Origin of the sequence: Streptomyces viridochromogenes, from assembly GCF_001270495.1 — a bacterium.
GTDB classification, from domain to species: Bacteria; Actinomycetota; Actinomycetes; order Streptomycetales; family Streptomycetaceae; genus Streptomyces; species Streptomyces viridochromogenes_A.
Genome location: NZ_LGUR01000228.1, coordinates 1 through 14217 on the forward strand (window position 1 = coordinate 1; position 14217 = coordinate 14217).

General features: G+C 70.2%; 10 protein-coding genes and 1 pseudogene. 2 read left to right on the top strand and 9 right to left on the bottom strand.

The features are described from left to right. Positions 1-370: 370 nt before the first annotated feature. The 5 genes from ADK36_RS33090 to ADK36_RS33110 form a co-directional block, all read right to left on the bottom strand. The gene (locus ADK36_RS33090) at positions 371-1684 is read right to left on the bottom strand and encodes an IS630 family transposase (RefSeq protein WP_078942601.1); all 1314 of its coding nucleotides are present in this window, start codon (positions 1682-1684) and stop codon (positions 371-373) included. Positions 1685-1753: 69 nt separating this feature from the next. Further along, positions 1754-3415, bottom strand: a complete 1662-nt coding sequence (locus ADK36_RS33095; RefSeq protein WP_053200079.1) for a glycosyltransferase family 2 protein — start codon at positions 3413-3415, stop codon at positions 1754-1756. Then, positions 3412-5679 (bottom strand): CDP-glycerol glycerophosphotransferase family protein, encoded by a 2268-nt coding sequence (locus ADK36_RS33100; RefSeq protein WP_048587451.1) that lies wholly within the window; start codon positions 5677-5679, stop codon positions 3412-3414. Before ADK36_RS33100 ends, ADK36_RS33095 begins: the two co-directional genes overlap by 4 nt. 112 nt (positions 5680-5791) lie before the next feature. Next, positions 5792-6661: an ABC transporter ATP-binding protein gene (locus tag ADK36_RS33105; RefSeq protein WP_048587450.1), complete on the bottom strand. Its 870-nt coding sequence runs from the start codon at positions 6659-6661 to the stop codon at positions 5792-5794. Next, a complete protein-coding gene (locus ADK36_RS33110; protein WP_048587449.1) occupies positions 6654-7577 on the bottom strand; it encodes an ABC transporter permease in 924 nt (307 codons plus the stop codon). Before ADK36_RS33110 ends, ADK36_RS33105 begins: the two co-directional genes overlap by 8 nt. A gap of 407 nt (positions 7578-7984) precedes the next feature. Here ADK36_RS33110 and ADK36_RS33115 point away from each other — a divergent pair, with 407 nt between their 5' ends. Further along, positions 7985-8623 (top strand): TetR/AcrR family transcriptional regulator, encoded by a 639-nt coding sequence (locus ADK36_RS33115; RefSeq protein ID WP_030051329.1) that lies wholly within the window; start codon positions 7985-7987, stop codon positions 8621-8623. Between the two features lie 94 nt (positions 8624-8717). On the opposite strand, the pseudogene ADK36_RS33120 reads toward ADK36_RS33115, so the two are convergent. Then, a pseudogene (locus tag ADK36_RS33120) lies at positions 8718-9051 on the bottom strand (ADP-ribosylglycohydrolase family protein); the annotation flags it as partial. A gap of 270 nt (positions 9052-9321) precedes the next feature. Here ADK36_RS33120 and ADK36_RS33125 point away from each other — a divergent pair. Continuing rightward, the gene (locus tag ADK36_RS33125; protein ID WP_234329967.1) at positions 9322-10194 is read left to right on the top strand and encodes a YhjD/YihY/BrkB family envelope integrity protein; all 873 of its coding nucleotides are present in this window, start codon (positions 9322-9324) and stop codon (positions 10192-10194) included. Between the two features lie 87 nt (positions 10195-10281). Here ADK36_RS33125 and galE read toward each other — a convergent pair whose 3' ends face one another. From galE to ADK36_RS33140, 3 genes are all read right to left on the bottom strand, one after another. Continuing rightward, positions 10282-11262 carry a UDP-glucose 4-epimerase GalE gene (gene galE, locus ADK36_RS33130; RefSeq protein ID WP_053200080.1) on the bottom strand — a complete coding sequence of 327 codons (981 nt, stop codon included), beginning with the start codon at positions 11260-11262 and terminating at the stop codon, positions 10282-10284. Between the two features lie 97 nt (positions 11263-11359). Next, positions 11360-12991 (bottom strand): glycosyltransferase family 2 protein, encoded by a 1632-nt coding sequence (locus ADK36_RS33135; protein ID WP_053200082.1) that lies wholly within the window; start codon positions 12989-12991, stop codon positions 11360-11362. A 622-nt stretch (positions 12992-13613) separates the two neighbouring features. Further along, the gene (locus ADK36_RS33140; RefSeq protein WP_048587440.1) at positions 13614-14102 is read right to left on the bottom strand and encodes a MarR family winged helix-turn-helix transcriptional regulator; all 489 of its coding nucleotides are present in this window, start codon (positions 14100-14102) and stop codon (positions 13614-13616) included. Positions 14103-14217: the final 115 nt, after the last annotated feature.

Sequence of the window (14217 nt, forward strand, 5' to 3'; positions counted from 1 at the left end):
GGAGGTGAGGGCTGAAGGGAGGGCTGAGGTGAGGGCTGGGCTGCGGGTGGTGGCTCGGGGGCCGGGTGGGCAGGTGTTGTATGAGGTGGTGCGGTGAGGAGGTTTCGCCCCCGCCGCCCCTACCCGTCCCATCCCTTGAAGGGGCGCTGTCCCTTCGACCCCGCCAGGGGGCTGCCGCCCTCTGGACCAACCCCCGCTTCGGCCCTGACGGGGCCTCGTCCTCAAACTCCGGACGGGCTGACATGCCTGGATGGCCTCGTCCCCACACGCCGGAACGGGCTTAAAGATCGCCCGGGATGGCTGCTCGTCCTCAGACGCCCGACGGGCTGACATGCCTAGTGTTATGCGCCAGAAATCCTGAAGGTTAGTTCTACTCGGTTTTCTGGCTGTCGGTTCCGACCTTGGTGAGGTAGTCGGCGAGGGAGTTGAGGATCTCGTCGGCGGTCTTGGTCCAGGTGAAGGGCCGCGGGTTCTTGTTCCAGGTGTCGATCCATGCGGTGATGTCGTCCTCCAGGGCCTTCACGGAGGTGTGGACGCCGCAGCGGATGAGCTTGTCGGTCAGCAGACCGAACCACCGCTCCACCTGGTTCATCCAGGAGGATCCGGTGGGGGTGAAGTGGACGTGGAAGCGCGGGTGTCTGCCCAGCCACGTCCTGATCTCGGCAGTGTTGTGGGTGGCGTAGTTGTCGCAGACGAGGTGGACGTCGAGCCCGGCGGGCACCGCCTTGTCGATCCGGACCAGGAACTTCTTGAACTCGATGGCACGGTGGCGGCGGTGCAGTGCCGATATGACAGTGCCGTCGGCGATGTTGAAGGCGGCGAACAGGCTGGTGATGCCGTGCCGCAGATAGTCGTGGGTACGGCGCTCGGGCATGCCCGGCATCATCGGCAGCACGGGCTGGGACCGGTCCAGCGCCTGGATCTGGCTCTTCTCGTCCACGCAGAGCACGACCGCTTTGTCGGGCGGGTGGTGGTACAGCCCGACGACGTCGACGACCTTGGCGACGAACTGCGGATCGGTGGACAGCTTGAAGGAGTCCTGCAGGTGGGGCTTAAGGTCGAACTGCTTCCAGATCCGGCCGATGGTCGACTTCGACAGGCCGGTGCGCTGGGCCATCGAGGCCCGTGACCAGTGCGTGTCCTGGCCCGGGACCGACTCCAGGGTGGCCACAACGACCTCCTCGACCTGGTCGAGGAGGATCGAAGGCGGCCGGCCCGAGCGGGGCTCGTCCTGCAGACCGTCGAGGCGTTTCGCGATGAAGCGGGCCCGCCAGCGGTCCACGGTCGACCTGTCGATACCCAAATCGGCCGCGGCCTGCTGGTTCGTCCCGCCCTCCGCGCAGCGCAGCACGATCTTGGCCCGTAACGCGAGGAACTGAGCGGTCTTCGCCTGGCGCGCCCACTGCGTCAACTGCCTGCGCTCGGCATCGTCCAGGACCAGGTCGGCCTTCGGCCGGCCGATCCAGCCAGCGTCTTCAAGCCCGGCCATCCGCTCCGCGGCGAAAGCCCGACGCCACTTGCCCACCGTTTTGGCCTGCACACCAACGATCCGTGCCACAGCCATGTTTGACATACCGTCAGCACACGCCAGGATGATGCGGGCCTTCTCAGCCGAGCGCCGGTGCGGCAATTCCGTCCGGCGCACCAACTCGGCACGCTCGGCCTCGGACAGCGTGATCTCCACAGCAGAAGGCCCCGGATGCGACATGCCAACAGGGTAGTAACTAACCTTCAGGATTTCTGGCGCATAACACTAGCGCAGCGCGCTTCTCATCAAGCGGACCGCTCGTCTCACCCTCGGTCGGGCCACACGCCGTACCACCGGGCGTACCAACCTCGCCGTGATGCCCACCGGTTGCCAGCGGATCTGGAGGCGGCCGGGGCCTCGGCCCTCCGGTTCGATGGTGACTCGGTGGGGGGCCGTACTGGTGTGGTAGTTGATGCGGGTCGTCAGGGGTGGGAAGGAGAGGGGGGCCAGGAGGACGGCCGTGTTCGGTTGGCCCTGGTGTTCGATGCGCAGGAGGGGGTGGCGGACGCCGGCGAAACCGTGGTGGGGGACGGGGGCCGTTGCCAGGTCCAGGTGGACGTGGCCCTCGTAGACGCCGGGGCGGACCGGCGTGAGGCGGAAGGGGACCTTGAGGCGCTGTCGGCCGGGGGTGAGGAGGAGGCTCGCGCGGTGGGGGCCCACCGGGAGGCGCAGGCCGGGGTCGTAGGTCCGGATGGTGAGGTCGATCGAGGCGCCGGGGCCGCGGGTGAGCTCGGTGATCTCGTGGCGGAACTGGGCGCTTCGGAAGGGGCGGATGTCCAGCTCCAGGTCGGAGACGTCCAGTTCGCGGCGGGCCCAGGTGGAGGTGGGGAGGCCGGCGCCCCAGTACGTGTGGCCCTCGGCGTCCGGTGTCACCTGCCGCGGCGCCACCGCGCGGCCCAGGCCACGTGCCGCCAGGCGGGCCTCGGGGAAGCGGCGTTCGCGGATCAGTTGCAGGACCACGCGTTCCATGCGGGGCAGACGGGCGTAGGCAGCGGGGGAGAGGGTCTCCAGGTACGGGGTCGTGATGTCCGCGAAGGACGACAGCCATTCCTCGTCACGGTAGGGGAGGTCTCCGGCGTACATCCGGAAGTCGTGCTTGAGGAACTTGTAGTCCTTGTCCTCGCGCAGCCCGCCGTGTCCGCTCTCGACGAGGAAGTCGTCGATGAGGCGCTGGACATGGACGCGGTCGCGGACGTTGTCCAGTTTGTGACGCTGGTTGGAGATCGATGCCGCGTCCGTGGCCGCGTACGGTGCGATGTGCCAGCGGTAGACCGCCTCCGGGATGATCGTGAACTCCTTGGCCAGGCAGTACGCCTGTGCGGAGAAGAGCTGGTCCTCATAGTGGATGCCCTCCGGGAAGCGGAGGTCGTAGCGGTCCAGGAACGTGCGGGCGTACATCTTGCTCGTCGACAGGTGCTCGAAGAGCAGGCGGGGTTCGGACTCGACGCCGATCACCGTGCGGCGCTCGGCGACCAGGTGCGGCATCCATTTCGTACGGCGGCCGCTGTCCTCCCGGACCCGCACGACCGCACCCATCGCGAAGTCGATCTCCCGCTCGCGGTGGGCCGACAGGAGCAACTCGACCGCGTTGTCCGTGAGTTCGTCGTCGCTGTCCAGGAACATCACATACGGCGCGCGGGCGATCTCCAGGGCGCGGTTGCGCGGGGCGCTGCAACCGCCGCTGTTCCGCGGCAGGCGGAGGTGGCGGATGCGGGGGTCCTGGGACGCCAACTTGCGTGCCACGTCCGGGGTCTCGTCCGTCGAGTGGTCGTCACTGATGATGATCTCGATGTTGGCGTGGGTCTGTCGGCGGACCGACTCCACGGCCCTGGGGAGGCGGGCCGCGTCGTTGTAGACGATCACCGTGACCGTGACGTCCGGGTTCATACCGCCTCCCGAGGGCTCGGTGCCGGCGTGCGTTCCTCCAGCGGGATCACCGGCGGCAGGGCGTCCTCGCTCTCACCCAGGAACACCCGGCGTACGACCCGTTCGGCGGCGCGGCCGTCGTCGTACTCGCAGAACCGGCGGCGAAAGGCGGCCCTGGCCTTGGTCGCGCCCTCGTCGTGCCATGCCTCGGTGGCGAGGATCTCCGTCAGTTCCCGCTGGGTGCGGGCGACCTGGCCGGGTGGCTCGGCCAGCAGGTCGAAGTAGACGCCGCGGGTGGAGCGGTAGGTCTCCCAGTCGTCGGCGTAGACCACGATCGGGCGGTCGAGGTTGGCGTAGTCGAACATGATGGACGAGTAGTCCGTGACCAGTGCGTCCGCGGCCAGCGACAGGTCTTCGACCGGGTCGTAGGCGGAGACGTCGATGACCCGGCCGGTGCGGCGCAGGGCGGTCAGGGGGGACGGCGTGCCGTCGTAGAAGTAGTGGCCGCGGACCAGGAGGACCGTGTCCTCGCCGAGTTGGTCGGCGAGGGTGGCGAGGTCGAGGCGGGGGGTCCAGCCGGCCTCGTAGTCGCGGTGGGTGGGGGCGTAGAGGATCGCGCGGTGGGCCGGGGGGATGCCCAGGCGGTCGCGGATCGTCCGGATGTCGGCCGCGGTGGCCGTGTAGTAGACGTCGTTGCGCGGATAGCCGTGGTCGAGGGAGACGAAACGGGACGGGTACGCGCGCTCCCACATACGGGTGGAGTGGCTGTTCGCGGAGACGCTGTAGTCCCACCTGTCGATCCGGGCGAGCAACGCTTCGAAGTCCAGGCCCTTGGCCGCCGCCGGGAACTCCATCTGGTCGACGCCCATGCGCTTGAGCGGGGTGCCGTGGTGGGTCTGGAGGTGGACGGCGTCCGGGCGTTTCACGATCGCGTTGGGGAAGTTGACGTTGTTGACCAGGTACTTGGCGGTGGCCAGCACCTCGCGGTAGCGGCGGGTGCCGGGCAGCACGTGGTCGGTGTGGGGCGGCAGGAGCGGCGCGTTCTCGGGGGTCACCACCCACACCGGGTGGATCTGCGGGGCGAGTTCGGTGAGCTTGGCCGCGATGGCCGCCGGGTTGCAGGCGACTCCGCGGTTCCAGTACGCCGCGAAGACGGCCAGGTTGGGGTCGACCGGGCGGGACAGGGACTTGCGGTAGTGGTGGTCGCCGAGGGCGGCCGCTGCCTGGCGCCTACGGTTTCGTACGGCCGACTGCGCGGCGCGGCGGGCGCGGTTGGCGGCCTGGAAGGCGCGGTACCCGGTGTAGGCGTCCTCTTCGAGGAGGGCTCGGCGGATGCCCTCGGGACCGGCGGGGCGGCGGTACTCGGGAGGGCGCCGGCGGACGGCCGCCTCGGCGGCGCGGCGGAAGAACTCCCTGGCCACGGGGTCCGGCATGGTCGTGCGGGCGAAGGTGCGCAGGCAGTCGCGGACCATGACGTCGTAGAGGACGGCGTGTACGGCGCGGGCGGCGCGGGGCGTGGGACTGAGGGGGGCTGTGGTGCTCGCGGCGGTGGGGATCTCGGAGGTGGGGGTCGCGCGGGTCTGGGCGAGGGCCAGGAGCGCCTCGTAGCGGTCGACCAGCGCGTAGTGCTGCTCGGGGGTGACCGGCGGGAGGCTCTCGGGGCGCAGCTCGTGGTGTTCGTACGCCACTTGGTTCAGGGCGGCGATCCGGTCGGCGTGAAGGAGGGTGGCGTAGGCGGCGTACGGCTCGTCGGGGGTGGTGAGGCCGGGTTCGTGCGCCTGCCAGAAGGAGGTGCGCAGCGCGCGGTTGCCCAGGAGGGGGGTGATGCGGAGCGCGCTGCGGGCGAGGTCGTCCAGGAGGTGGGCGGCGCGGCCCGCGCGGGCCAGACGGGGACCGTCCGTGGAGGGGAGGCCGGAGGTCTCCCAGGTGGAGCGGACGTGGTCGAAGAGGAGTACGTCCACCTCGTCCGGCAGTTCCGCGGCCCGCTCGGCGACCATGCGCGGGCCGCCGACGGGCAGCCCGTCCTTGGCGTGTACGAAGTGCAGCCAGCGTCCGGAGGCCCGGGCCGCCCCCGCCGACCGGGCCGCGGCGTCGTCCGTCCCGTCCGGCAGGGGCAGGACCAGCATCTCGGGGGCGTACGCCCCGGCCGTCTCCTGGGCCCAGGGGCCCACCGCGGCCACGATCACCTCGACGTCGGGGTGGGGGTGCGCGGCCAGGGAGGCGAGGAGTCCGGTCAGCCGGTCCTGGGTGTTCGGTCCGTGGACGATGACGCTGAGCTCGGGCATCGCGGGGACTCCTTCACCTTCTTCATCGCGCCGGGCACACCCTGTTCGGCCTTCAACCCGACCTAGGACATAGTGACACTAATGGGATGAAAGGGTGACCCGCAGTTGCGCCTCACGAGGGAAGAGGCGCGGGCGCGGGCTTCGACTGGGGCTTCGGTTGGGCCTTCGGGCTCGGCTTGGCCGCCGGCTTGTCGCTCTTGTCGCCGGTGAAGGCCTCGTACTCCTTCAGGACCTCGCTCGTCGGCCCGTCCATCCGCAGCTCACCGCGTTCCAGCCACAGGACCCGGTCGCAGGTGTCGCGGATCGACTTGTTGTTGTGGCTGACCAGGAACACCGTGCCCGCGTGCTTGCGCAGCTCGCGGATCCGGGCCTCGGAACGCTTCTGGAAGGAACGGTCACCCGTCGCCAGCGCCTCGTCGATCAGCAGCACGTCGTGGTCCTTGGCCGCGGCGATGGAGAAGCGCAGGCGCGCCGCCATGCCGGAGGAGTACGTGCGCATCGGCAGGGTGATGAAGTCGCCCTTCTCGTTGATGCCGGAGAAGTCGACGATCTCCTCGTAGCGCTCCTTGACCTGCTCGCGGGACATGCCCATGGCGAGGCCGCCGAGGTGGACGTTGCGCTCGCCGGTGAGGTCGTTCATCAGGGCCGCGTTCACGCCGAGGAGAGAGGGCTGGCCGTCGGTGTAGATACGGCCGTTCTCGACCGGGAGCAGGCCCGCGACCGCCTTGAGCAGGGTCGACTTGCCGGAGCCGTTGGTACCGATGAGGCCGATGGCCTCGCCCCTGTACGCCACGAACGACACCTTCTTGACCGCGTGCACCTTGCGCACCCCGGCCGCCTTCTCGGCCTGCCCGCGACGCAGGATGCGGTTGAGGGCGGCGGTGGCGGAGCCGCGGCCCGCGCCCGTGCCGTTGACGCGGTAGACGATGTCGACGCCGTCGGCGATGACGGTGGGGATGTTCTCGCTGGTGTTGTCAGCCACGGCCGTACGTCTCCTCAGCCTTCCAGAAGTAGATGAAGCCGCCGACACCGGCGAGCAGTGCCCAGCCCGTCGCGATCGCCCACACGTGCGGCGGGAGCTGGGTGCCGTGGAAACTGTCGATGAGGGCGAAGCGCATCAGGTCGATGTACACGGCGGCCGGGTTGGCCTGGAGGAGCGAAGTCACCCAGGACGGCGTGTCCGTGTGCTTGGCCATCATGTGGCTGATGCTGAACATCACGCCCGAGGCGTACATCCAGGTGCGCAGCACGAACGGCATCAGCTGGGCGATGTCCGGCGTCTTGGCGCCCATCCTGGCCATGATCATCGCGACGCCGGCGTTGAAGGTGGACTGCAGCAGCAGCGCCGGGATCGTCAGCGCCCAGGAGGGGGTGATCGGCATGCCGAAGCAGAGCAGGATGACGACCAGGGCCGCCATCGAGAACAGCAGCTGCTGCAGCTGCTGGAGCGCGAACGAGATCGGCAGCGCCGCCCGTGGGAAGTGCAGGGCGCGGACGAGGCCCAGGTTCCCGGAGATCGCACGGGTCCCCGCCATGATCGAGCTCTGCGTGAACGTCCAGACGAACACCCCCGTCACCAGGAACGGGATGTAGTCAGGCACGCCCCGGCTGGTGCCCATCAGCTTGCCGAAGATGAAGTAGTACACCGCCGCGTTCAGCAACGGCGTCAGCACCTGCCAGACCTGGCCGAGCTTCGCCTGGCTGTACTGGGCCGTGAGCTTCGCCGTGGAGAACGCGCCGATGAAGTGGCGGCGCGCCCACAGCTCGCGGATGTACTGGGGCAGGGAGGGGCGGGCGCCGCTGACCGACAGACCGTGCCGGGCGGCGAGGGCCGCGAGGTCGGTTTCGGGGGGCTGGGCCGGGGCCGCGGCGGGCGGTGTGTGGAGGGCCTGGGTCACATCCGCTGCTTTCGCTCGGGGGGAGGGAGGGAGAGTCTCGGGGGAGGGGAAGTGGGGGTGCAGGTGCGCGTACGTGTGCGGCTGGTGTGGCGGTCGCCCGTCGTTTCCTTACTGGACTCTTCGCGTTTTCTTACGTCGGGACGAGACCGTATCGTCGCAACGTGAGCGTAGGTCCAGGGGGCGTCGGGACGCAACCGTTTCGTCGTGACGTTGATGACAGTGGATGAGTTGAGGACAGGGATGAGTCGATGACAGGGGGGTGAGTTGATGACAGGGCGTGAGAGGGGTCGCTGGCGTAGGGACGAGTCCCGTCTCGTCGTGACGCCGGCGACCGCGCGCGGTCGGCAGCGCCGGCGTCGGCTTCAGCCGGTTGACGTAGGGACGGGCCCGTATCGTCGCAACGCCCTATGCTGGTCCGCATGACGACCAACGCCGACCAGCCCCAGACGCGTCCGCGCCGCCGGACACCCGCCGGGGCGGCCGTGCTCCGCGAGGACGTGACGGAGGCGATCCGGGCGGCCGTCTTCGAGGAACTGGCGGCCGTCGGCTACGCGCGGATGTCCATAGAGGGCATCGCTCGCCGTGCGGGTGTCGGCAAGACCGCGGTGTACCGGCGTTGGCGTTCCAAGCTGCACCTCGTCCTCGACGTGGTGTCGGCGGTCGCGGTCATGGGGTTGCCGACGCCGAACACGGGCTCCCTGGAGGGTGACCTGCGAATGCTGTACGAGGTGACCTCGCGCGCCCTGCGGCACCCCGTCGTCTCGCAGATCATCCCCGACCTCCAGGCGGAGGCGGCCCGCAACCCCGAGATCGCCGAGGCGCTTCAGAAGGCGCTGGAGCAGGGGCAGGAGGGTGTCGCCAGCAAGATCCTGGTCGGGGCGGAGCAGCGCGGTGAGGTGCGGGTGGGCCTCGACGACGAGCTGGCTCTCGACCTGATCTCGGGCCCGCTGTACTGGCGGATGGTCGTGGCCCGCAGCCCGAAGCTGCCCAAGGGGTACCTGGACGCCCTGGCCCGGTCCACCACGCAGGCGCTCAAGGCACTGTGAGTAGGCTGCGCGCAGCGCCGGCCGGCTGATCGAGGCGGCGCCACCGCCTCCGTACGGTGACCGGAGTAGAGGCGGAAGTGCCGTCAGAGTCGTGATCGCCGAGGATCAGTACGGCCTCTGTCCGCAGGTCCTATGTCCGTGGGCTCGGCCGCCGCCCAGCGCTGGAAACGCCGGAAGACGTCGGGGAGTTCCAGCCCGCCGCGCTCCAGCAGCGACTGGCCGACGAGTACGGCCATCTGCGTGTCGTCGGTGGCCTCGCCGGGGTCCCAGCCGCCGCCCCCGCACATCTCGCCGCCGTGGCCCGGTCTCGGGAAGCGGGCGGAGAATGCGTGCTCCGGCCCGAACTCGAAGGGCGCGCCCAGGGCGTCGCCGACGGCGGAGCCGATGACTGCGCCGAGGGCGCGGTTCGTTCGGGAGGGGGCGATCATCTGGTCATCCGGGGAGGTCGTTGCCGTTCTTGAGGGTGGCGAGGAGTGTGTGCGGGGCGGCGCGGGTGGTGGTGAGGGGCATTGAGCATGTCAAGCGATACCGGCAGCCCATTGAGTGAAGCGGACGTGTCGCCCCCCACCACCCCCCTGACCGTCCATTAGGCTCGCGCCTCCGCACAGGCTCGGACCTTCACGGAGGGCAGGACGGCGAGGATCACTCGAGAGCGCCTCGTCAGGACGCTGACGTTCTGGCTGCGTCCTGCGTTCGCCTTGCGGGTCGTCAACCGCTTTCAGAAGGTCGCGGGATTCGACCGCTCGATGGCGCTGGCGTCCAGTGCGCTCACCGCGCTGGTGCCGCTCGCCATTCTGAGTGGCGCCGTTCTCAGCAATCTTGTGCACGACGACGCCGCGGAGCGGATCGTCAAGCGTTACGGCCTGACCGGCGAGGGGGCCAAGGCGGTCAACTCCCTGTTCGCCCCTGCTGAGGACACGAGTGCGGGAGCGGGCATCTTCGGGTTCGTCTTCCTGACGATTTCGGTGCTGAGCTTCGCGCGAGCATCGCAGCGGCTGTTCGAGCAGACGTGGGAACTCAAGCCTCTCAGCGTGCGCAACACGCGGAACGGTCTGTGGTGGATCCTCACCCTTGTCGGCTACACGGTGCTCACCGGCTGGCTCTCCGCGGTCTTCGGCGAGGGGAAGCTGGGGCTGGTGGCCTTGGTGTGTCAGATCCCGGTGAACGCCGCGTTCCTCGTCTGGAGCGGCAGGGTTCTGTCGGCGAAGCGCATCGTCTGGCGTGACCTGTTCCCCTTCGGTGTCACCGCGGCCGTTCTGATGGCGGCCTGGTCCGTGGGCGCGACCGTCTATCTGCCTCGCCTCTTCAACTCCTCCGTTTCTCGGTACGGGGTCGTCGGTGCCGTCTTCGCGATGATCTCGGCCCTCTTCGCAGTCATGCTCGCCCTCGTCGCGTCGGCGGCACTCGGGCGAGAGGTACGAGACGAGCTGAGCCGTATCCGTGAGGGTCGACGTCCCTCCGACAACGAGGTCCGGCGACAGTGGGACAGCGTGGTCGAACAGGCCCGGTCACGTTGGCGCACGGCACGGACACAGGCTGCTCGTCCGCAACTCAAAAAGCCTGACCACTGACGGGCCGGCGCCGGACGCGAAAACCGCGCTCAACCGCGTGCGCCCCCCGTGTTCAACCGCGCGCTCACGCCACGCTCAACCGTGCACTCAACCCCGCGCCGCCCCCGGATACACCCGCACCCATCCCTCCCAAGCCGAAGCGATCATGTCCTGCACATCGTGCTTGGCCTTCCAGCCCAGCTCGGTCGCGATGCGGTCGGCGGAGGCGACGACGCGGGACGGGTCGCCGGGGCGGCGGGGGGTGACGGTCGGGGGGTGGTCGTAACCGGTGATGGCGTTGATCATGTCGATCATCTCGCGGACCGAGACACCCTCCCCCCGGCCGATGTTGAGGGTGAGCGAGTGGCCGGGGGAGGACCGCAGGGCGCGGGCCGCTGTCACGTGGGCCTCGGCCAGGTCGACGACGTGGATGTAGTCGCGGATGCAGGTGCCGTCGGGGGTCGGGTAGTCGTCGCCGAAGATGCGCGGCGGCGCGTTCTCGGTGAGCTTCTCGAAGACCATGGGGATGAGGTTGAAGACGCCCGTGTCGGCGAGCTCGGGGGCGGCGGCGCCCGCCACGTTGAAGTAACGGAGCGATGCCGTGGACAGCCCCGTCGCGCGGCCCGTCGCCCGGACCAGCCACTCGCCCGCCAACTTGGTCTCGCCGTACGGCGACATCGGCGCGCACGGTGTCTCCTCCGTCACCAGGTCGACGTCCGGCATGCCGTACACCGCCGCCGAGGAGGAGAAGACGAAGGACGGTACGTCCGCCGCCGTCACGGCCTCCAGCAGGACGCGCAGGCCCTCGACGTTCTCCCGGTAGTAGTGCAGGGGGAGGTCGACCGACTCGCCGACCTGCTTCTTCGCCGCCAGGTGGACCACGCCGGTCACGCCGTGGTCGGCCAGGGCGCGGGCGACGCGCTCGCCGTCCAGGGTCGAGCCCACGACCAGCGGGACGCCGTCGGGCACCCGGTCGGCGATGCCGGTGGACAGGTCGTCGTACACCACGGCGTGCTCGCCCGCCTCGGTCATCGCCCGTACGACGTGCGCTCCGATGTAACCGGCGCCGCCGGTGATCAGCCAGGTCATGTGCGGCCGTCCCCTCATCAGTGGGCCTGTGGTCGGTAGCCCGGCTCGTCCGTGGCCGGTGCGTCGATGTCCGCGTCTGTGTGTGTCAGGGACAGTGTCAGTGAAGCAGGCGGCGGAATCTGCCGCGCACAACCGACATGACGCCGCGCAGGCCGGGTGCCACGCGTAGTGCCAGCGATCCGGAGTGGGTGGCGTACGGCTGGACGAGCACCGGGGCGTGCCGGGTGCCGATCGCGGCTCGCCGGCGCAGCAGACCGGCGCCTGCGACCGCGTGCGCCGTGACCTCGCGGTACGCGCCACGCCGGAAGCGCACGCGCAGGCGGAGATCCCATGTGCCCGCCCCGAACGCCGACCAGTCCACCTTCACCTCGGCCGACCAGACACCACCCCCGCCGGCCGGGGTGGGCCTCGGCTCCGCATTCGTGCGCGGCCCCGCCGCGACCCCCGTCTCCCGGCACCGCCACTCCACCTCCAGCGCCTCCGGCCCCGCCTGCTCCACCCTGCCGTACAGCTCGTGCAGGCGCAGCCGGAGGAGGGCGGTACGCGCGCGTGGGCGCAGTTCCGCGTCGACGGCCAGGGGGAGGAGGTGGACGGGGCGGGTCAGCAGCGGCTCCAGGGTGACCTCGGGGAGGTCGGCCGACCAGACCGGGGTGCCGTCGGGGGAGTGGGCGTACGGAGGGAGGAGGCGGGCCGGGCGGGAGGCCAGGTCCCGCAGGCGGGGCAGGTCGCGGGGCTCGGGGGCGCCCAGGACGACGCGGCCGATGAGGCGGCCGGGCGCGGTGGGGTTGTGGGCCCAGTCGGAGGCGTCGTACTGCGCGAGGCACGCCCGCGTGTGGGCCCACCACGCGCGCTGGTAGTGCGTGTCGTGCAACCCCAACTCGCGTGCGTATATCCGCAGTTCGTGGTCGAGGAACTTGGCGCGGGCCGCCCGCGCGAGCTCCTTCTGCCCGGCGCCCAGCAGGATCTCGTACGCCAGCCGGCTCGCCTCCGTGCGCGCCCGCCAGTTGGCGATGTCGGCGCGGTCCAGGGAGATCGACAGCCGGTCGGCCGAGCGGCGCACGTGCCAGACGTACACCCGGTCGGGGACGAGGGCGATGCGCGGCCGGGCGGCGAGCACGCGTGCGCTGAAGACGAAGTCCTCGTAGGGGAAGCGCCCTTCGGGGAAGCGGATGCCGTGCTCGCGCAGGAAGTCCGTGCGGTAGAGCTTGTTCACGCAGAGCGTGTCGTGGACCAGGCGCGGGCGCTGGGCGGGGTGCTCGAACACGGCGTGCGCGGCGTACAGCGCCGCCTGCCATCGCACCTCGCGCCCTCCCGGCAGCTCCCGCCGCACACACAGACCGCCCGCCACCTCGGCGTCCGCCCCCGTCGCCGCCGTGAGCAGCGCGTCGACCGCGCCCGGCGGAAGCACGTCGTCGCTGTCCAGGAACATCACATACGGTGCGGTCACCCGGTCGAGCCCGGTGTTGCGCGGGCTGCCGCAGCCACCGCTGTTGACCCGGCGCCGGACCACTTTCAGGCGCGGTTCGGTCGCGGCGAGGCGGGCGAGCAGGTCCACGCTGTCGTCCGTCGAGCTGTCGTCGACGGCGACGACCTCGCGGACGACGGGGCCCTGCGCCAGTGCGGAGCGGACGGCGGTCGTCACATGCGCGGCGTCGTTGTAGCCGATGACGATGACGCCGACCTGCGGGTCGTCCGCGGGGCGGGGGGTGTGCCGGGGGATGGGGTGCATGGGGCCACGGTCCGGAATCGAAGGAATGCTGGGTGATAGCCCGTCAAGCGGGACTTGGGGCCCGATCCGGAAGACGGCCGGAGTCGGGGCCCGGTTCACTCGCGGGCGGCGGCTTCTCGGGAGCGGGCGGGGCCGTGCGGCGGAGGTGGTTCATCACGGCGGATCGTAGGCCGGGGAAATGCCATATGAGGGCTGATACGCCGTCAATAGCCAATAAGTGTCAGTTAATAGTACAAAATGGGCTCGTGGTGAACGGGGGCGCGAGCCGAGAAGGAACGGTCGCGAGGGCCGGGTGCCCACGCTCCCCGCGGTGGATGTCCCCGCGGTGGGCGTCCGCGCGGTCGTCGCCGTCTGCGTGCCCGTGGTCGTCATGCTCGGGCTCGGACCGTGGAGGGCTCGACCGTGCCGGCATATGGCGGGACGAGGGCGTGACCTTCCGGGTCGCGCGGCGGTCGGTGCCGGAGATCTGGCGCCTGGCGCAGGGCGTGGACGCCGTGCACGCCCGGTACTACCTGCTCATGCGCGCCGTCCGCCCGCGCACCACGCCGACCCGACCCGCCGCGATCCGACCATGCGCTCCGCCCCGCCTGCGCATCGCCCTGCGCACCCCGTCCCGTCCCGCCTACGCGCCCCGCCCCGGCGTCTCCTCCACCGCCGCCGCGTCCAGCGCCTCGGTGAGCTGGTCCAGCCGTGCCCGCAGCTCGCGGATCTCGTCCACGTCGAAGCCCGTCGCCGTGGCGATCCGGCGCGGCACCTGGAGCGCGCGTTCGCGCAACGCGGTGCCCTCCTCCGTCAGCCGGACCTCCACCGAGCGCTCGTCGCGGGCGCTGCGCTCCCGGCGTACCAGGCCCGCCGCCTCCAGCCGCTTGAGCAGCGGAGACAGGGTGCCGGAATCGAGGCGCAGGTGTTCGCCCAGCTTCTTGACGGGCAGGTCGCCGTGCTCCCACAGCACCAGCATCACCAGGTACTGCGGGTAGGTGAGCCCCAGGTCCTTCAGGACCACGCGGTAGACGCCGCCGAAGGCACGCGAGGCGGCGTTCAGGGAGAAGCAGATCTGCTGGTCGAGGCGGAGCCAGTCGGCCGTGGGTGTGGGCGTGGGCGCGGTCGTCATGCCTCCAGGGTAACTCGTGCCCGCCATTCAGTTGTGTGCAATTGAATTGTGTGCTCTACTTGTGGTCGGACGGCGGCCGCCAACGAAGCCGCCGGATCGCAGATGTCTTCGAGAG

Coding starts and splice junctions, on each gene's coding strand:
- galE (WP_053200080.1), bottom strand. CDS start 11,262: ATGACCTGGCTGATCACCGGCGGCGCCGGTTACATCGGAGCGCACGTC.
- ADK36_RS33115 (WP_030051329.1), top strand. CDS start 7,985: ATGCTGGTCCGCATGACGACCAACGCCGACCAGCCCCAGACGCGTCCG.
- ADK36_RS33140 (WP_048587440.1), bottom strand. CDS start 14,102: ATGACGACCGCGCCCACGCCCACACCCACGGCCGACTGGCTCCGCCTC.
- ADK36_RS33135 (WP_053200082.1), bottom strand. CDS start 12,991: ATGCACCCCATCCCCCGGCACACCCCCCGCCCCGCGGACGACCCGCAG.
- ADK36_RS33095 (WP_053200079.1), bottom strand. CDS start 3,415: ATGAACCCGGACGTCACGGTCACGGTGATCGTCTACAACGACGCGGCC.
- ADK36_RS33100 (WP_048587451.1), bottom strand. CDS start 5,679: ATGCCCGAGCTCAGCGTCATCGTCCACGGACCGAACACCCAGGACCGG.